We start from the raw sequence: 15,236 nt of genomic DNA on the forward strand, positions 1-15,236 counted from the left end.
CCACCGGGACTACCACTGCGCAGGGTCGGCGTCGGCGAACGTGGTGCCGGCCGCGATTTCGTCGAACCAGATGCTGCGGGTGGGCTGGGAGCCCTGCATGTACCCGCTGTCATGCCAGCCGTTGGCGTAGAGGCCCACGCGGAACTGGAAATAGCGGTCGTCCGCCACGGTGGTGGCCAGGTTGAACTGCTCCAGGACCTTCACCCCGTCGAACCAGAGCTTGATGTAGCCGGTGCTGTCGCTGGCCCACTTCACCTGCAGGATGACCTTGTGCCATTCCCCCGCGCTGACGGTGGCCAGGTTGGGGAAGGTGACGGTCTTCTGGGCGCAGACCGTGCCCTGCTTGACGCGGGTGTAGAGCTGGTTGCCGGACAGCCACACCATGGTGGACGGCATGTAGTCGTCGCAGCCGGTGTTGGAGAAGTCCGCGATGAACTGCGCCAGGTTGTAGGACTGGGGCTGGAACTGCCAGTCCTGCTGCAGCCGGAAGGTGAAGCCGTAGAAGCCCATGTCGCCCCGGCGGTAGACGTTGTTCCTCACCACCTCCGAGTGGTACCGGCCCGTGTAGTTCGGGTCGTAGACCTGCGTGACCTTGATGGCGGTGGGGCCCTCGTAGGTGACGTTCGTGACCTCGTTCACGGAGCCGTTGTGCTCGCGGTTGATGGCGTTCCAACCGGTGAGCGTTCCGGTGTTGCGGAAGATCTCCGCTGCCTCCGCGACCAGCCCGAACGCGAACAGCGACACGCCGGCGGCCACGGCGAAAGGCTTGGCTTGCATTGGAAGGGCCTCCATTGGAAATTTACTTCTTTGTTGTTATTTCTTGTTTTGCTAGCTTAGCAGGTTCGTGACTGTTTTGTCTTGTTGAGTGAAGCCGCCCTTCCAGGAGGCTCCATGGTCGTCAAGGGTCGTCGTTCATGCCTTCAAGCTGCTCCGTCGCAAGCTCGCGGTAGAAGGGGACGACCTCGACGGCGAGCACATCGCGCATTTCCTGTCGCGCGCCGTCCCAATCTCCCTGGCGCTGGAGCTTCCACATCCGGTGCAGTGCGTCTGTCAGGCGATTGGACCCGTCGGTGATGCGGCGGGCGCACTCGCGCAGGAGCGCAAGGGCTCCGGCGTCCGTCTGAAGCGCTGATGCGGCGTCGGAGACGGCCACTTCGGCGGCGGTCTGAATCAGGAGCGCGCGTACGTCATCACTCAGGGGCAGCGGTGCGTTCTCGCGAAGCACATGCCGTGCAAGGTCGAGGAGCGGACTCCAGTCGGGTGGGTTCATTCGGTCCTCATCGCTTCGGCCTGGCGGGACGGCATAGATTGAAGGGCCATGCGTGTTGGCCTTCGCACCGTCGCAAACAGTCGGTGCAAGGGCCGGAGAAGAGGCCGTCCGCGCAGGCGTTCCAGTTTCGCATGCACCTGTTCTTCCACGCGGGTAGTCGCGGGTCGTCAACGTAATCGTTCACATCCACTTCGGAGTTGCTGTGCGTGCCGGTGGCGCCGACGCCCGCGGCCATGATGGCGGAGGCTTCCGCGGCGGTGAGGCCGCATGCCTCCGGCAGACCGGGGTGTCGCTGGATGCAGTCCGTCTCGGTGTCCATGGCGATGGTGGCGCATCCCAGGCTCAGGGCCGTGAGGATGGGGGCGAAGTGGCGCCACCGAGGGGCCTTCGAGGGAGTCATGGTACGCGGACCCTACAGTCTGCCGGATGTCAGACCAGCCCCTGATGAAGAAGCCTGAGTCACCGCCCCAAGTGGGTGGCGCAAGGCGGCCGTCCCGGTTAGTTTCCGCGGCGCGTGCGGAGGCCCCGGGGTGGGGCGTCCGAGCCCGGACGAGGTGCGCCGTACCCGGTCACGACAAGACGACGCCTTCACGGGAGTCGTGCGTCATGTCGTCGTCGTGGATCCTCCTCGTCATCGCGGGCCTGCTCGAAGTGGCCTGGACGGTGGGCCTCAAGTACACGCAGGGCTTCACCCGGCCGCTGCCCAGCGTCCTCACGGTGGGGGCCATCATCGCGAGCATGGGCCTGCTGGGCCTCGCGGTGAAGCAGCTCCCCATCGGCACGGCCTACGCGGTCTGGGTGGGCATCGGCGCGGCCGGCGCGGCCATCGCGGGCATGGTGCTCTTCCAGGAGCCCGCCACGCCCTCGCGCCTGTTCTTCCTGGGGATGATGATCGTCGCCATCATCGGGCTGAAGTTCACCAGCGGAACGCACTGAGCCCGTGACCGTGGGGGAGTGAACCCTCCCCGCGGATGGGTTTCCAAGGCGCGCATCCCGCGAGCGCAGGATGCGCGCCGGTTCCCATCACGCGAGGTGACGGCGATGAGCGACGCGAGGTTCGAGCTGTACTACTGGCCCGGCATTCCCGGCCGGGGCGAGTTCGTGCGGCTGGTGCTGGAGGAGGCGGGCGCGGACTGGGTGGACGTGGGGCTGCAATCCGGCGGGAAGGCCGTCTCGGACATGCTCGGCAGGGCCCCCGTGCCCGCGTACGCGCCGCCGCTGCTCAAGGTGGGCGACGTCGTCATCTCCCAGGCGCCCAACATCTGCTCCTACCTGGGGGAGCGCTTCGGCCTGGTCCCCTCGGACGAGGCCTCGCGGCTGCACGCGCGTCAATTCCAGCTCACCGTCGCGGATGCCGTGGCGGAGGCGCATGACACGCACCACCCCGTCGCCGCCATGAAGTACTACGACGAGCAGAAGGCCGAGGCGAAGCGCCGCGCCGAGGACTTCCGCACCCAGCGCATCCCGAAGTTCCTGGGCTACTTCGAGCGCGTGCTGAAGGCGAACCCCCAGGGCGGAGGGAAGTTCCTCCTGGGCCGCGACTTCTCCTATCCGGAGCTGGCGCTGTACCAGTTGGTGGAGGGCCTGCTGTATGCCTTTCCCAATGCCATGCGCCGCGTCGCTCCGGACGTGCCCGGCGTGATGGCCCTGCGTCAGCGCGTCGCGGAGCGCCCCCGCATCGCCGCCTACAAGAAGTCCCCGCGCGCACAGCCCTTCAATCCACAAGGCATCTTCCGGCACTACCCGGAGCTGGACGACCCGAACGCGACGTAGTGGCCCTCGGGCACCTCGACGAGCTCGCGGGCGAAGAACAGGTCCTCGCCCACGCCGGCCACGCGCACCTGGATGAGCGGGTCGCTCGGGTACTGCATGTCCGGATCGTCGAACACCAGCGCCACGACGATGCCCACGCGGCCCAGGAAGCGCTCGGACACGGAGTCGTCCTGTTCGGTGCGGACGATCATCACCGCCGCGCCCATGCGCACCGGCGCGCCGTCCACGTCTTGCGTCAAGATGAGCGAGGGATCGTGCTTCATGGTGCGTAGGTCCGGGGTTTGAGTCGTTTCGACAGCGCCCAGGTCGTGAGCGTCAACAGCGCCCATGCCCCCAGGTGATAGATGGCCACGTGGCCAGGGCCCTGCTCACACGCCAGCTCCCCCACGAACGCGCCCACCGTCCCCACCGCCATTCCCGCCACCGCCGCGCGCAGCGGGTCGAACGCCGCCGACCGCAGCACCCCCAACGCCACCGCCAGGGGCCCCAGCGCCATCGCCACATGGCTCACCGTGCACACCCACTCGGGGAGGGTGGAAGGGCCCCGCGGGGCGGCCCGCGTCAGCACCAGCAACACGGCGCTCACCAGCGCCAGGCCCACGCCCACCTGCCGCAGCGCGCGCCCTCGCGGGGACAGGGCCCCCCAGGAGCACACCGCCCCCGTGGACAGCAGCAGCGCCAGCAGGGGCGCGCGGCCCATCAGCATCGCGCCCGTGGTGCGCCCCAGCGCCAGCAGCACGCCCGCCACCGCGAGCGCCATCCCCGCGGACGCCGCGAACAGCCCCACCGCCTGCGAACGCCACCCGCGCACCGGCCGCTTCAGGGCCAGCTCCGCGCGCGACGCCGCCAGCGCGCGCTCCATCGCCTTCGGATCCAGCCGGGGCGGGGCGGAACGCCATGGGTCGGACGGATGGCTCATGACATGTCCTCCAGTCCGCCCAGCAGCTCGCGCAGCTTCTCGTAGCCCCGGTGCGCCCGGAGCCGGGCCGCGCCCGCGCGGATGCCGCGCATCTCCGCGATCTCCTCGAAGGACCAGCCCTCCAGCTTGCTCAGCACCACCGCCTCGCGCTGCTCCACGGGCAACTGCTGGAGCGCGTCCTCGATGCGCCGGCGCATGGCCGGATCGCCGTCCGGCGCGGGCACCGACGTGGGGCCCTCCGGCGGCGCGTGCGCGTGCGCGTCCACGTGCTGCTGGTGCCGCAGCGCGTCCCGTGCCGCGTTCGCCGCGATGGTGAGCAGCCAGGGCGTGAAGCGCGTGCCCCGCTCGTAGCGGCCCCGGGCGCGGATGACGGACAGGAACGTCGTCTGCATGAGGTCCTCCGCCAACGGCCCGTCCCGCACCATCCGGGCGAGGAAGCCGTGCACGCGCCCGGCGTGCCGGGCGAACAGCGCCTCGAACGCCGGCTGGTCTCCCTGGCAGAACTGGTCCATGAGCACTTCGTCCGTGACGCCTTCCATCGTCTGGCTCACGGACGGCCCTGCCCGGAAATCGTTTCCAGGGCCGGCCGATTGCCCCCCTGTCCACTCCAAGGCCTTGAAACGACAAGCGTTGGACGTGACATCGCCAGAGGGCTCGCTTCCAGGACCCGAAAGGGTAGTGTCGCGCGCCTTACAGGTTTCAACGCGTTTCCCCACTTCGAGCGTCCATGCCCCCGGCCGAGGTCGTCATCCAGTCCACGCTGTTCGAGTCGCTGGTGCGCTGCGTGCGGTTGGACAACGCGCTGCGCGAGCGCCTGGCGGCGGCGGGCTACGATCCGGACCGGCCCCGGGCCAGCTATCCGGCGTCGGTGTTCCTGCGCTGCCAGAACCTGGTGTTGCAGGCCGCGTACGCGGGCCGGCCTCGCGAGGAGGCCCTGCGGCAGATGGGCCGGGACCTGGTGCGCGGCTACTTCGAGACGCTGGTGGGCAAGGTGGTGAACGTGGCCCTGAAGGTCGCGGGCCCGGAGCGCGCGATGAAGCGGGTGGCGCTGAGCTTCCGCTCCGTGATGGAGCCGGTGGAGATCACCTCCGCGGAGCTGGGCCCCCAGGACTGGCGGGTGACGTTCCAGGGCTATCCCTTCCCGGCGGAGGCCGCGGCGGGGTGCTGCGAGGAGGCCCTGCGCCAGGCCGGCGCCGCCAACCCCAGCGCCGCCCTGGAGTCCGATGACGGGCGCGGGCGCTTCGAGCTGCGCATGCGCTGGTAGGACGTCCCTGTGCACGCCGTAACGGTGATCATCATCCTTCCACCGCGACATGACTGAATGCGCTATGAGGGCCCCATGAAAATCGGCAAGGACAGCGTTGTCGCCATTGACTACAAACTGCACCTCGGAGACGGGAAGATCGTGGACGAGAGCGAGGCAGGCGAGCCGCTCGTCTACCTGCACGGCTACGAGGAGATCGTCCCCGGCCTGGAGAAGGCGCTGGAGGGCAAGTCCGCGGGCGAGTCGCTGAAGACGGTGGTCTCCGCGGCGGACGGCTACGGCGACTACGATCCGGAAGGCGTGGAGGAGGTCCCCCGGACCGAGTTCCCCGAGGACCTGGAGATCAAGGCCGGCGGCATCCTGAGCGCCACGGATCCGGAGGGCGACGAGGTCGACTTCCTGGTGAAGGAGGTGCGCAAGGACACGGTGCTGGTGGACTTCAACCACCCGTTCGCCGGCAAGGAGCTGCACTTCGAGGTCACCATCAAGGAAGTGCGCGCCGCCACGCCCGAGGAGCTCGAGCACGGCCACGCGCACGGCCCTGACGACGACCACGATCACTGACCGGCGGGGCCCTTCGGCCGGCCCTTGCCGTGCGTCCGGGCATGCCGCCCGGGCGCCGCGCCCTCGGGACGCTTGGAGCGTCCATGGTCGGCCTGGGGCGGCCCCGGGTCGCGCTGCTTCGCCAGGAACGCCTCCATCTCCCGCTTGAAGATGGGGTCCCTGCGCGGCACCTCCGTGCGCGGGAGCTCCTGGCGGATGATGCGCTCGATGTCCTGGAGCGTCCGGCGCTCCACCTCCAGCGCGAACAGCGACGCCCGCCCGCTGGCCGCCGCGCGAGCGGTGCGGCCGATGCGGTGCACGTAGTCCTCCGGCCCGTGCGGCACGTCCAGGCTGATGACGTGGCCGATGTCATCCACGTCGAGCCCGCGCGCGGCCAGGTCGGTGGCCACGAGGCAGCGGTACTGCCCCCGGCGGAAGCCCTCCAGCGCCTGACGCCGCTGCGCCTGCGTGCGGCCCGCGTGCAGGGCGGCGGACTTGTGGCCCGCGGCGGCGAGCAATTCCTTCATCTTGTCCGCGCGCTGCTGGGTGCGCACGAACACGAGCGCGCTGGCCTGATCCTGTGAGAGCAGGGTGAGCAGCAGGGGCCACTTCTCCTCGGGCTTCACGATGTAGAGGTGCTGCTCGGCGCGAGGCGCGGGCGTGCCGCTGGGGGTGACCTCCACGCGCACGGGCCTGTGCAGGGCGCGCTGGCCGAAGCGCGTCACGTCCGCGCCCAGGGTGGCGGAGAACAGCAGCGTCTGGCGCTCGCGGGGCAGCGCGTGGAGGATCTGGTTGATCTGCGGCAGGAAGCCCATGTCGAGCATCCGGTCCGCCTCATCCAGCACCAGCGTCTGGATGCGCGACAGGTTCACGGCCTTCACGCCCAGCAGGTCCACCAGCCGGCCCGGCGTGGCGACGATGAGGGTGGGGCGCTCGCGCAGCGCGTCCACCTGCGCGTTCATGTCCTCGCCGCCGACGATGAGCACGGGCCGGACACCCAGGGGCTCGCCGAAGAAGCGGGCCTGCTCCTCCACCTGCTGCGCCAGCTCGCGCGTGGGGGTGAGGATGAGGCCCCGCGTGCCCTTCTCGCCCGCGAAGCGCTCAATCATCGGGAGCAGGTAGGCGGCCGTCTTGCCGGTGCCGGTGGCCGCGCAGCCGATGACGTCACGGCCGGACAGCGCGGGCGGGATGGCCTGCGCCTGGATGGGCGTGGGGGTACCGAAGCGGGCACGCTTCACGGCGCCCAGCGTTTCGGGGGACAGGCCCAGGGACTTGAAGGAAGCACTCATGCCCCACGCCTCCCACGTCCGGGCCGGAGAGGGAAGGGGGATTGCGGGGCATGAGTGCCCGGGCCGCGGCTTCAGCCCGCGTTCAGCGCCGCGCCATGGTGGCGCAGGTGGTCTTCCATGAAGGTGGAGACGAAGTAGTAGCCGTGGTCGTACCCCTCCTGCATGCGCAGGGTGAGGGGCTGGCCCGCCGCCTCGCAGGCTTCCTTGAGGAGGTGCGGGTGGAGCTGGTCCGGCAGGAACTTGTCCTTCGTCCCCTGGTCCACGAGCAGCGCCGGCACGCGCCGGCCGGCCTTCAGGAGCTCCGTGGCGTCGTACTCGCGCCACGCCGCCTCATCCGGCCCCAGGTAGCCGCCAAAGGCCTTCTTGCCCCAGGGGCTGCGGATGGGCGCGCCGATGGGCGCGAACGCGGACACGGACTTGTACCGGCCCGGGTCGCGCAGCGCCGTCACCAGCGCGCCGTGCCCGCCCATGGAGTGCCCGAAGATGCCCTCGCGGTCCATGCGCGCGGGGAAGTGCGCGGCAATGATGCCGGGCAGCTCCCGCGTGACGTACGTGCCCATGCGGTAGCGCGCCTTCCAGGGCTCCTGGGTGGCGTCCAGGTAGAAGCCCGCGCCGGTGCCGAAGTCCCAGTCCGCGTCCTCGCCCGGGATGCCCGCGCCGCGAGGGCTGGTGTCCGGCGCCACGAGCAGCAGCCCCAGCTCCGCCGCCACGCGCTGCGCGCCGCCCTTGGTGGCGAACGTCTCCTCCGTGCAGGTGAGGCCCGCCAGGTAGTACAGCACGGGCACCTTGCCGTGCTTCGCCTGGGGCGGGGTGTAGACGCTGAAGCGCATCTCACCGCCGCACGCCTCGGACGGGTGCTTCCAGAAGGACTGTGTCCCCCCGAAGCACGCGTGCTCGCTGACGAGCGTGGGAGTCACGGCGCTCATGCGTACTTCACCACGCTGCGGATGGACTTGCCCTCGTGCATCAGGTCGAAGCCGTGGTTGATCTCCTCCAGCTTCAGCGTGTGGGTGATCAGCGGGTCCACCTGGATCTTCCCGTCCATGTACCAGTCGACGATCTTCGGCACGTCCGTGCGGCCGCGGGCGCCGCCGAACGCGCTGCCCTTCCACACGCGGCCGGTGACGAGCTGGAACGGGCGGGTGCTGATCTCCTGCCCCGCGCCCGCCACGCCGATGATGATGCTCTCGCCCCAGCCGCGGTGGCAGCACTCCAGGGCCTGGCGCATCGTCTTCACGTTGCCGATGCACTCGAAGCTGTAGTCCGCGCCGCCGCCGGTGAGGTTCACGAGGTAGGGGACGAGGTCGCCCTCCACCTCCTTCGGGTTCACGAAGTGCGTCATGCCGAACTTCTCCGCGATCTCCTTGCGCGCGGGGTTCAGGTCCACGCCGACGATCATGTCCGCGCCCACCATGCGCGCGGCCTGCACGACGTTCAGGCCGATGCCGCCCAGGCCGAAGACGACGACCTTCGCGCCGGCCTCCACCTTCGCGGTGTAGACGACGGCGCCCACGCCGGTGGTGACGCCGCAGCCGATGTAGCAGACCTTGTCGAAGGGGGCGTCCTCGCGGATCTTCGCCACGGCGATCTCCGGCAGCACCGTGTAGTTCGCGAACGTGGAGCAGCCCATGTAGTGGTGGATCATCTGCTTGCCCAGGCGGAAGCGGCTGGTGCCATCCGGCATCAGGCCCTTGCCCTGCGTGGCGCGGATGGCCGTGCACAGGTTCGTCTTGCGCGACAGGCACGACTTACAGCCGCGGCACTCCGGCGTGTAGAGCGGGATGACGTGGTCGCCCTTCTTGACGCTGGTGACGCCCGGGCCCACGTCCACGACGATGCCCGCGCCCTCGTGGCCGAAGATGGCGGGGAACAGCCCCTCCGGGTCCGCGCCGGAGCGGGTGAACTCGTCGGTGTGGCACAGGCCGGTGGCCTTCAGCTCGATCAGCACCTCGCCCGCCTTGGGGCCCTCCAGGTGCACGGTTTCGATGCTCAGGGGCTTGCCGGCCTCGAAGGCGACGGCGGCGCGGACGTCCATGGTGGGGCTCCTGTCAGTGGGGAAGGAAGACTCCCCACTGTAGAAGCCACGCACCGCGTCGTCCGTGAAAAGAAGCGGCCCGACCCATCAGGGCCCGCTACTAGACGGAGATGAGCCCCTTGCGGATGCCCTCGGTGACGGCCTCCACGCGGTTCGTCACCTCGAGCTTCCGGTAGATGTGCTCCAGGTGCGTGCGGATGGTCGCCTTGGACAGCGACAGCAGCCGGGCCGCCTCGCTGTTGGACACGCCCTTGGCGATGAGCTGGAGGATTTCGCGCTCGCGGTCCGACAGCGGCTTGAGCAGCGGCTCCTGCGCGGACGCCTCTTCACCTGACGGCGCGGACTCCACGGCGGACGGCGCCACGGCCAGCGGCTCCGTGGGCACGGGCGCGGTGTCCGGCTCCACGCGGAAGTGGCGCAGCAGGCGGCGCGCGAGGTTCGGCTGGATGACCGTGCCGCCCGCGCGCACCTCCTTGATGGCCTCCACGATCTTGTCCACCGTGGCGCCCTTGAGCAGGTAGCCGGACGCGCCCGCCTTCACGGCCTCCAGGACTTTGTCCTCCTCGTCGAAGATGGTGAAGATCAGGATCTCCACCTTCGGGAAGCGCGCCTTCACCTCGCGGGTGACGTCGATGCCGCTCATGCGCGGCAGGCCCAGGTCCAGCAGCAGCACGTCCGGCTGCTCGCGCTCCACCTCCACCAGCGCGGCCTCGCCGGACAGCGCGGTGCCCACGATGTCGATGTCCGGGTGGCCCTCGAAGAGGCGCAACTGGTTCTTCAAAATCTTGGTCTGGTCCTCCACGACGAACACGCGGATGGGGAGGGCGGCGGCATTCGGGGTCGGGTCCACGGGGCGGATCTCCGGTGCGTGTCAGGCGGAAAGACAGGGAAGGGAGAAGGCCACCTGGGCCCCGGCGCCGGGCGCCGAGTCCACCACGATGGAACCCCCGAGCTTCATGGCCCGCTCACGCATGTTGAGCAGGCCGTAGTGTCCACGCGGCGTGCGGCCCGGGTCGAAGCCCTTGCCGTTGTCGCGGACCACCAGGTGCACGCCCTCCGCGCTGAAGTCCAGGCGCACCTGGACCTCCTTCGCTTCCGCGTGCTTCGCGGCGTTGGACAGGCACTCCTGGAGGATGCGGAAGAGGGCCAACTGCGCGTCCGGGGGCAGCTTGCGCGCCAGGCCCGTGCGCTCGAAGCGGATGTCCTGCCCGGTGCGGTCGCGGAAGGTCTTGATGTAGTCCTCCAGGCCCTGCGCCAGCTCGAAGTCGTCGCGCATCATCCGCAGGTTGCGGCGCAGCTCTTCAATGGACTCCTCCGCGGTGGCCTTCATCTCGCGGATCTCCGTGCGCAGCCCGTCCTCGCGCGCGAGGTTCAGGATGTACTCCGCCTGGATGATCATCGAGGACAGGGACGCGCCCAGGCCGTCGTGGATCTCGCGCGCCAGCCGGTTGCGCTCCTCCACCACCGCCAGCTCCTTCAGGTCGCCCTGCAGGGACACCACCTCGCGGTGCGCGGTGGCCTCGCGCTCGTTCAGGTACACGAGCACGTAGACGATGATGAAGTTGAGCCCCAGGTACCAGAGCAGCGTGAGCAGCTCCACCGCCGTCACGGAGCGGTTGAGCAGCAGGTCCAGGCGCGTGGTGATGGGCAGCGCCAGCAGCGGCGGCAGGATGGCCAGCGGCTTGGGGAAGAGGATGGCGAAGAGGGTGGTGAACAAGAGCTGCGTCGCCAGCAGCGGACTCTGGAGGCCGCCGCCCACCTGCGGCCGGGCGATGAGAACCACGGTGATCAGCAGGTCGCAGCACAGCGACAGGTACGTCACCCACCGGCCCGCCTTCGGGTGGTCGATGACGAGCAGGTTCGCGACGCTGTAGATGAGCATCGCGAAGTAGCCCAGGAAGGAGATGGGCCCGTTGAAGCCGAAGTAGCCGCTCCACGCGGGCACCGCGAGGATGAGCAGGCCCAACGTGAGGAACATCATCCGCGCGTAGAACAGCGCGCGGGCCCGGGCGACGAAGCGGTCCTGCTCCCAGGAGGCCGCCGCCTGCTCCGCGGACACGTTGTCCGTGAGGTTGCGGCGCTCCAGCACGGCGCGGACGCGGGCCTTCAGGTCATGGGCCGGGTGGTCGTCGCCGGGTCGGGGGTCGCTGTCCATTCGAGCGGCAGCTTACGGGACCTTCCCGGGGAGCGGAATTCCCGGCAAGCCGCCAGGTGAGCATCCTGGCGGGTCCGGGAGGGCGGCGGCGCGCTACTTGGGGGCGCCTTCGTCCACGCACGCCTTCTTGGCCTCGGGCTGGCGCTCCAGGACGAAGTCCAGGCGGTCCTTCGTCTCGCCCGTGCGCTCGTCGAACAGGGGCGTGCCGCCCGCGTACATGGTGCCCTTCTGGCTGCCGTACTTGTCCAGGTTGTGGGACTTCAGCCAGCCGTCCACGCAGGCCTCCAGGGCCAGGCGGTCGCTGGCGCCCGAGTCGTAGCTCACGGCGCTGGCGTCCTTCGTGCCGGCCTCGGCGGGGGCCTCCGGGGGAGCGGCCGTGTTGCCCGCCTGGAGCTCCTCCTTGACGGTGCCGGTCTGCGTGGCCGCGTCGGGGCTCTCCCCCGTGTTCTTGTGGCAGCCGACAGCCAGGGACAGCAGGGTGGAAAACACGAGCGCGCCGGTCAGGTTTTTCATATGTCCTGGCAGGTGAGGGCCGCTTGTGACGGCGGCGGTTTGAAGACGAGACGTGGAGCCGCCGCACCATATTCGTTCGTTCCTCGCGGAGCACCAGCCCCATGCACGGTTCCCCGGATACCGACCACCACGAACGCATTCCCCACGCCACCCGCATCGAGCGCGCGAGGGTGCTGGTGGTGGGAGCGGGCGGCCTGGGCTGCCCGGCGTCGCTCGCGCTGGCCCAGGGCGGTGTGGGCCACCTGACGCTGGTGGATCCGGACCGGGTGGACGTGACGAACCTGCCCCGGCAGCTCTGGCACCGCACCCGGGACGTGGGCCGCTTCAAGGCGGAGTCCGCCGCCGCCGGCCTGCTGCGCGCCTTCCCCGGCTTGAGCGTGGAGGCCCTGCCGGAGCGGCTGGACGCGAACAACGCCGAGGCGCTCTTCCGCGAGCACGACCTGGTGGTGGACGCCACCGACGGCGTCGCGACCAAGTTCTTCCTGTCGGACGTGGCGGTGCTCACCGGCGTGCCGCTCGTGTACGGCGGCGTGCTGCGCATGAGCGGCCAGGCCCTGCGGATCGACCCCGGCGGCCCGTGCCTGCGCTGCCTCTACGAGGACGTGCCGCCCCCGGACGCGGTGCCCACCTGCGCGCAGGCGGGCGTGCTGGGCGCGATGGCGGGGCTCATCGGCGCGGTGCAGGCGCTGCTCGCCCTGGAACTCCTGGCGGGCGCGGCCACGGGCCCCCGGGGACAGGCCACGCTGCACGTGCTCGACGGGGAGACGCTGGAGGGGCGCACCGTGAAGGTGACGCGCGCGCCGGACTGCCCGGGGTGCGCCATCCAGACGCTGCCCCCGTTCCCTTCGTCCCAGGAGGACACCGCATGCCCGACGTGACGGCGACGTTGGACATCACCCGCGAGGTGTGTCCGATGACCTACGTGCGCACCAAGCTGAAGCTGGAGTCGCTGCCCCCGGACACGCTGCTGGAGGTGCTGCTCAAGGGCGACGAGCCCCTGAAGAACGTGCCCCGCAGCGCCAAGGACGAGGGCCACGACGTGGTGTCGCTGGACGCACGCGGGGACGGCACGCACCGGTTGATCATCCGCAAGCGGGGGAGCTGAGCGCATGGCCACGATTCGCATTCCGACACCCATGAGGACGCTGACGGGCAACAAGTCCGAGGTCCAGGCCACCGGCGCCACCGTGGGCGAGGTGCTGCGCGACCTGGACGCGCGCTACCCCGGCATGGGCGCGCGCCTCTTCGACGACAAGGGCGCCGTGCGGCGGTACGTGAACGTCTTCCTCAACGACGAGGACGTGCGCGCGCTCAAGGCCCTGGACACGCCCGTGAAGGACGCGGACCGCATCACCCTCATCCCCGCCATGGCGGGAGGCTGACCGGGGACGTCATGGCGCTGCGCGAGGACCAGATTCTCCGCTACTCCCGGCAGATCCTCCTGAGGGACGTGGGCGGGCGCGGGCAGGAGGCGCTGCTCTCGGGCGGCGCGCGCGTGGACGGGCTGGGCGCGTCCGGCCTCACGGCCACGGCGTACCTGGCCGGCGGCGGCACCCCCGTGACGGGCGTGGGCTCGCTGACCCTGGGCCCCTGGTCGCCGGGGTTCCTCGCGTCCGCGCATGACGTGGGCCAGCCCGTGGCGGAGGTGCTGGCGCGCGTGGTGCCGGAGGTGAACCCGGACGCGGTGGGCACGCCCGGCGGCGGGCTGCTCGCGGAGCTGCCGGCGGCCTGGAGCGGAGAGGCCCCCTGGGTCGCGCTGGGCGGCGACGGTGCGCGCGGCGCGGTGGTGTTCCGGGGCGCGGACGGGTGCGTCTGGTGCTTCGGTGAGACGGTGCGCCACCTGGGCACGCCGCCGGATGGCCCCATGGGCGTGGCCCTGGGCGCCCTGGGCGCGCTCGTCTTCCAGCGGCTGCGGCTGGGCCTGGGCCCGTCGCTGGGCGGCCGGTGGCTGAGCGCTCCGGGCGCGTTGACGGAGCTGGAGCCGCGCCGGTGCTCGCGCTGCGCCGCGGCGGAAGCGAAGCCCTGATCCCGCCGGAAGTCTTCGCCCGGATGATCCACCACCTGGAGGCCGCGTGGCCCCGGGAGGGCTGCGGCGTGATCCTCCGGAGCGGGGCGGGGGAGGGGGACTCCTGGCGCGTCGTCCCGCTGCCCAACGCCTCCCCCACGCCGCACGTCGCCTACGCCTTCGCCCCGGAGGCCTGGCTCCAGGTGTGCCTGGACGCGGACGCGCGACAGGAGGAGGTGGCCTGCGTCTTCCACTCACACGTGGACGCGCCCGCCGTCTTCTCCGCCGAGGACCGACGCCAGGCTGCTCCCTCGGGAATCCCACTGCTGCCTCAGGTGTCGTACGTGGTGGTCGCCATACGCGGAGGCCGTGCCGCCTCCGCCTCCCGGTCTGTTTGGAGCGCGGGGGATTTTCAGACTGTTCCGCTTGCATTGGCGGATTTCAGGTTTGAAAAACCCGTGTAAGGGCGGGAACTTGCCCTGCAACCGACCCCACCTGCGGAAAGGTGGGTCCGAATTGTCAAGTCACTGGGTTTTCGTCTATAAAGCGGCGGTCTATTGGATCTGCCGCGTCCTACGCCGCGTGCAAGAAGCGCTCCGGACGCAGGGAGTTAGAACCCTTATGGCCACCAACACTGGATTCACCCTCTGGCTGACCGGCATGTCCGGGACCGGGAAGACCACCACGGCCGCCTACATCGCGGCCCGGCTCCGGCAGGTCGGACGCAACGTGGAGGTCCTCGACGAGGGCGAACTCCAGAACGACCTGTGGGCCGGCATCGGCGACACGAAGGACGAGCGCAACACGGTGGTGCGCCGGCTGGGCTTCGTCGCCGGCCTCCTGGCCCGCAACGGCGTGGCGGTGCTCGTCCCCTGCGTCAGCCCCTACAAGTCGAGCCGCGAGGAGGTGCGCCGCTCGGTGGGCAAGTACGTGGAGGTCTACGTGGACTGCCCCACGGAGAAGCTCATCGAGCGCGACACCACCGGCAAGTACAAGAAGGCGCTCAACGGGGAGATCCCCAACTTCATCGGCATCACGGAGCCGTACGAGCCGCCCACCTCCCCCGAGGTGACCATCTACTCCGACACGGAGTCGGTGGAGGACGGCGGGACGAAGATCTTCCAGGCGCTGCTGGACCTGGGCCTGATGTCCACGGACGAGCTGAAGACCATCACCGGCAAGAAGATGAAGGCCAACCCGCTGCCGCCGAAGAAGGCGCGCCGCGACGAGGAGGACCCGCCGGCCCGCGTCGCCGCCGTGAAGGCCGCGAAGGCACCCAAGGCGGACAAGGGCTCCAAGGGCGCCAAGGCGCGTCCGGCCACCCGCGCCGCCCGCGTGGGCAAGCCGGCCCCGGCCGCGAAGAAGAAGGCCGCCAAGGGCAAGGCCCGCTAAGGCGCACCGTCGTCCCCTGACTGTCGAAGGGCTCCAGGTTGCCCGCGCGATGCGCGTGCAATCCGGGGCCCTTCCGTT

Annotated in this window: 21 protein-coding genes and 1 riboswitch; of the genes, 10 read left to right on the forward strand and 11 right to left on the reverse strand. The window is 70.2% G+C overall.

Translation table 11 applies throughout. The annotated features are described in order from the left end of the window. Positions 1-9: 9 nt before the first annotated feature. Both K8612_RS06515 and K8612_RS06520 read right to left on the reverse strand, forming a co-directional pair. Positions 10-777: a polysaccharide lyase gene (locus tag K8612_RS06515; RefSeq protein ID WP_223761621.1), complete on the reverse strand. Its 768-nt coding sequence runs from the start codon at positions 775-777 to the stop codon at positions 10-12. Positions 778-898: 121 nt separating this feature from the next. After that, the gene (locus K8612_RS06520; RefSeq protein ID WP_223761622.1) at positions 899-1,270 is read right to left on the reverse strand and encodes a DUSAM domain-containing protein; all 372 of its coding nucleotides are present in this window, start codon (positions 1,268-1,270) and stop codon (positions 899-901) included. Between the two features lie 519 nt (positions 1,271-1,789). Further along, positions 1,790-1,859, forward strand: a riboswitch (guanidine-III (ykkC-III) riboswitch). A gap of 17 nt (positions 1,860-1,876) precedes the next feature. On the opposite strand from K8612_RS06520, the gene sugE reads away from it, so the two are divergent. Further along, the gene (sugE, locus tag K8612_RS06525) at positions 1,877-2,206 is read left to right on the forward strand and encodes a quaternary ammonium compound efflux SMR transporter SugE (protein ID WP_223761623.1); all 330 of its coding nucleotides are present in this window, start codon (positions 1,877-1,879) and stop codon (positions 2,204-2,206) included. A 105-nt stretch (positions 2,207-2,311) separates the two neighbouring features. After that, a complete protein-coding gene (locus tag K8612_RS06530) occupies positions 2,312-3,043 on the forward strand; it encodes a glutathione S-transferase (protein ID WP_223761624.1) in 732 nt (243 codons plus the stop codon). Here the strand turns inward: K8612_RS06530 and K8612_RS06535 are convergent. From K8612_RS06535 to K8612_RS06545, 3 genes are read right to left on the reverse strand one after another with little or no spacing between them, the layout of a single operon-like run. Then, positions 3,010-3,306: a Carotenogenesis protein CarS gene (locus K8612_RS06535; protein WP_223761625.1), complete on the reverse strand. Its 297-nt coding sequence runs from the start codon at positions 3,304-3,306 to the stop codon at positions 3,010-3,012. The two genes, K8612_RS06530 and K8612_RS06535, sit on opposite strands and share 34 nt — an antisense overlap. Next, positions 3,303-3,962 (reverse strand): DUF1109 domain-containing protein, encoded by a 660-nt coding sequence (locus tag K8612_RS06540; RefSeq protein WP_223740295.1) that lies wholly within the window; start codon positions 3,960-3,962, stop codon positions 3,303-3,305. The genes K8612_RS06535 and K8612_RS06540 overlap by 4 nt, the downstream gene beginning before the upstream one ends. After that, positions 3,959-4,501, reverse strand: a complete 543-nt coding sequence (locus K8612_RS06545; protein WP_223740510.1) for an RNA polymerase sigma factor — start codon at positions 4,499-4,501, stop codon at positions 3,959-3,961. The genes K8612_RS06540 and K8612_RS06545 overlap by 4 nt, the downstream gene beginning before the upstream one ends. A gap of 188 nt (positions 4,502-4,689) precedes the next feature. Between K8612_RS06545 and K8612_RS06550 the strand changes: the two genes are divergently transcribed. Next, positions 4,690-5,226 carry a DUF2378 family protein gene (locus K8612_RS06550; RefSeq protein ID WP_223761626.1) on the forward strand — a complete coding sequence of 179 codons (537 nt, stop codon included), beginning with the start codon at positions 4,690-4,692 and terminating at the stop codon, positions 5,224-5,226. A gap of 75 nt (positions 5,227-5,301) precedes the next feature. Beyond that, a complete protein-coding gene (locus tag K8612_RS06555; RefSeq protein WP_223761627.1) occupies positions 5,302-5,790 on the forward strand; it encodes a peptidylprolyl isomerase in 489 nt (162 codons plus the stop codon). Here K8612_RS06555 and K8612_RS06560 read toward each other — a convergent pair. From K8612_RS06560 to K8612_RS06585, 6 genes are all read right to left on the reverse strand, one after another. Further along, positions 5,784-7,058, reverse strand: a complete 1,275-nt coding sequence (locus K8612_RS06560) for a DEAD/DEAH box helicase (RefSeq protein WP_223740292.1) — start codon at positions 7,056-7,058, stop codon at positions 5,784-5,786. The genes K8612_RS06555 and K8612_RS06560 overlap by 7 nt on opposite strands. Positions 7,059-7,129: 71 nt before the next feature. Further along, a complete protein-coding gene (fghA, locus tag K8612_RS06565) occupies positions 7,130-7,984 on the reverse strand; it encodes an S-formylglutathione hydrolase (protein ID WP_223761628.1) in 855 nt (284 codons plus the stop codon). Continuing rightward, positions 7,981-9,093 carry an S-(hydroxymethyl)glutathione dehydrogenase/class III alcohol dehydrogenase gene (locus K8612_RS06570; RefSeq protein WP_223740290.1) on the reverse strand — a complete coding sequence of 371 codons (1,113 nt, stop codon included), beginning with the start codon at positions 9,091-9,093 and terminating at the stop codon, positions 7,981-7,983. Before K8612_RS06570 ends, fghA begins: the two co-directional genes overlap by 4 nt. 100 nt (positions 9,094-9,193) lie before the next feature. Further along, entirely contained in the window at positions 9,194-9,943 is a 750-nt protein-coding gene (locus K8612_RS06575; protein ID WP_223761629.1) for a response regulator transcription factor, read from the reverse strand. Between the two features lie 21 nt (positions 9,944-9,964). Then, positions 9,965-11,248, reverse strand: a complete 1,284-nt coding sequence (locus tag K8612_RS06580) for a sensor histidine kinase (protein WP_223740288.1) — start codon at positions 11,246-11,248, stop codon at positions 9,965-9,967. Between the two features lie 93 nt (positions 11,249-11,341). Then, positions 11,342-11,761, reverse strand: a complete 420-nt coding sequence (locus tag K8612_RS06585) for a hypothetical protein (RefSeq protein ID WP_223761630.1) — start codon at positions 11,759-11,761, stop codon at positions 11,342-11,344. A 101-nt stretch (positions 11,762-11,862) separates the two neighbouring features. On the opposite strand from K8612_RS06585, the gene K8612_RS06590 reads away from it, so the two are divergent. The 6 genes from K8612_RS06590 (at position 11,863) to cysC (ending at position 15,158) form a co-directional block, all read left to right on the forward strand. After that, positions 11,863-12,639, forward strand: a complete 777-nt coding sequence (locus K8612_RS06590; protein ID WP_223740286.1) for a HesA/MoeB/ThiF family protein — start codon at positions 11,863-11,865, stop codon at positions 12,637-12,639. After that, positions 12,627-12,866, forward strand: a complete 240-nt coding sequence (locus K8612_RS06595; protein ID WP_223740285.1) for a sulfurtransferase TusA family protein — start codon at positions 12,627-12,629, stop codon at positions 12,864-12,866. The genes K8612_RS06590 and K8612_RS06595 overlap by 13 nt, the downstream gene beginning before the upstream one ends. A gap of 4 nt (positions 12,867-12,870) precedes the next feature. Further along, the gene (locus tag K8612_RS06600) at positions 12,871-13,143 is read left to right on the forward strand and encodes a ubiquitin-like small modifier protein 1 (RefSeq protein ID WP_223740284.1); all 273 of its coding nucleotides are present in this window, start codon (positions 12,871-12,873) and stop codon (positions 13,141-13,143) included. Between the two features lie 11 nt (positions 13,144-13,154). Then, positions 13,155-13,787, forward strand: coding sequence for a ThiF family adenylyltransferase (locus tag K8612_RS06605; RefSeq protein WP_223761631.1), 633 nt, complete (start codon positions 13,155-13,157; stop codon positions 13,785-13,787). Then, positions 13,751-14,230, forward strand: a complete 480-nt coding sequence (locus K8612_RS06610; RefSeq protein WP_223761632.1) for a M67 family metallopeptidase — start codon at positions 13,751-13,753, stop codon at positions 14,228-14,230. The genes K8612_RS06605 and K8612_RS06610 overlap by 37 nt, the downstream gene beginning before the upstream one ends. Before the next feature lie 157 nt (positions 14,231-14,387). Then, positions 14,388-15,158, forward strand: a complete 771-nt coding sequence (gene cysC, locus K8612_RS06615; protein ID WP_223740281.1) for an adenylyl-sulfate kinase — start codon at positions 14,388-14,390, stop codon at positions 15,156-15,158. Positions 15,159-15,236: the final 78 nt, after the last annotated feature.

Origin of the sequence: Corallococcus sp. AS-1-6 (assembly GCF_020037015.1) — a bacterium.
Lineage (GTDB): Bacteria > Myxococcota > Myxococcia > Myxococcales > Myxococcaceae > Corallococcus.

What these genes read in the sequence shown, in the direction of transcription:
- K8612_RS06530 (WP_223761624.1), top strand. Translation starts at nt 2,312, where the DNA reads ATGAGCGACGCGAGGTTCGAGCTGTACTACTGGCCCGGCATTCCCGGC.
- K8612_RS06605 (WP_223761631.1), top strand. Translation starts at nt 13,155, where the DNA reads ATGGCGCTGCGCGAGGACCAGATTCTCCGCTACTCCCGGCAGATCCTC.
- K8612_RS06515 (WP_223761621.1), bottom strand. Translation starts at nt 777, where the DNA reads ATGCAAGCCAAGCCTTTCGCCGTGGCCGCCGGCGTGTCGCTGTTCGCG.
- K8612_RS06580 (WP_223740288.1), bottom strand. Translation starts at nt 11,248, where the DNA reads ATGGACAGCGACCCCCGACCCGGCGACGACCACCCGGCCCATGACCTG.
- K8612_RS06535 (WP_223761625.1), bottom strand. Translation starts at nt 3,306, where the DNA reads ATGAAGCACGATCCCTCGCTCATCTTGACGCAAGACGTGGACGGCGCG.
- K8612_RS06560 (WP_223740292.1), bottom strand. Translation starts at nt 7,058, where the DNA reads ATGAGTGCTTCCTTCAAGTCCCTGGGCCTGTCCCCCGAAACGCTGGGC.
- K8612_RS06550 (WP_223761626.1), top strand. Translation starts at nt 4,690, where the DNA reads ATGCCCCCGGCCGAGGTCGTCATCCAGTCCACGCTGTTCGAGTCGCTG.
- K8612_RS06590 (WP_223740286.1), top strand. Translation starts at nt 11,863, where the DNA reads ATGCACGGTTCCCCGGATACCGACCACCACGAACGCATTCCCCACGCC.
- K8612_RS06520 (WP_223761622.1), bottom strand. Translation starts at nt 1,270, where the DNA reads ATGAACCCACCCGACTGGAGTCCGCTCCTCGACCTTGCACGGCATGTG.
- K8612_RS06595 (WP_223740285.1), top strand. Translation starts at nt 12,627, where the DNA reads ATGCCCGACGTGACGGCGACGTTGGACATCACCCGCGAGGTGTGTCCG.
- cysC (WP_223740281.1), top strand. Translation starts at nt 14,388, where the DNA reads ATGGCCACCAACACTGGATTCACCCTCTGGCTGACCGGCATGTCCGGG.
- K8612_RS06545 (WP_223740510.1), bottom strand. Translation starts at nt 4,501, where the DNA reads ATGGAAGGCGTCACGGACGAAGTGCTCATGGACCAGTTCTGCCAGGGA.
- K8612_RS06585 (WP_223761630.1), bottom strand. Translation starts at nt 11,761, where the DNA reads ATGAAAAACCTGACCGGCGCGCTCGTGTTTTCCACCCTGCTGTCCCTG.
- fghA (WP_223761628.1), bottom strand. Translation starts at nt 7,984, where the DNA reads ATGAGCGCCGTGACTCCCACGCTCGTCAGCGAGCACGCGTGCTTCGGG.
- K8612_RS06570 (WP_223740290.1), bottom strand. Translation starts at nt 9,093, where the DNA reads ATGGACGTCCGCGCCGCCGTCGCCTTCGAGGCCGGCAAGCCCCTGAGC.
- K8612_RS06540 (WP_223740295.1), bottom strand. Translation starts at nt 3,962, where the DNA reads ATGAGCCATCCGTCCGACCCATGGCGTTCCGCCCCGCCCCGGCTGGAT.
- sugE (WP_223761623.1), top strand. Translation starts at nt 1,877, where the DNA reads ATGTCGTCGTCGTGGATCCTCCTCGTCATCGCGGGCCTGCTCGAAGTG.
- K8612_RS06555 (WP_223761627.1), top strand. Translation starts at nt 5,302, where the DNA reads ATGAAAATCGGCAAGGACAGCGTTGTCGCCATTGACTACAAACTGCAC.
- K8612_RS06600 (WP_223740284.1), top strand. Translation starts at nt 12,871, where the DNA reads ATGGCCACGATTCGCATTCCGACACCCATGAGGACGCTGACGGGCAAC.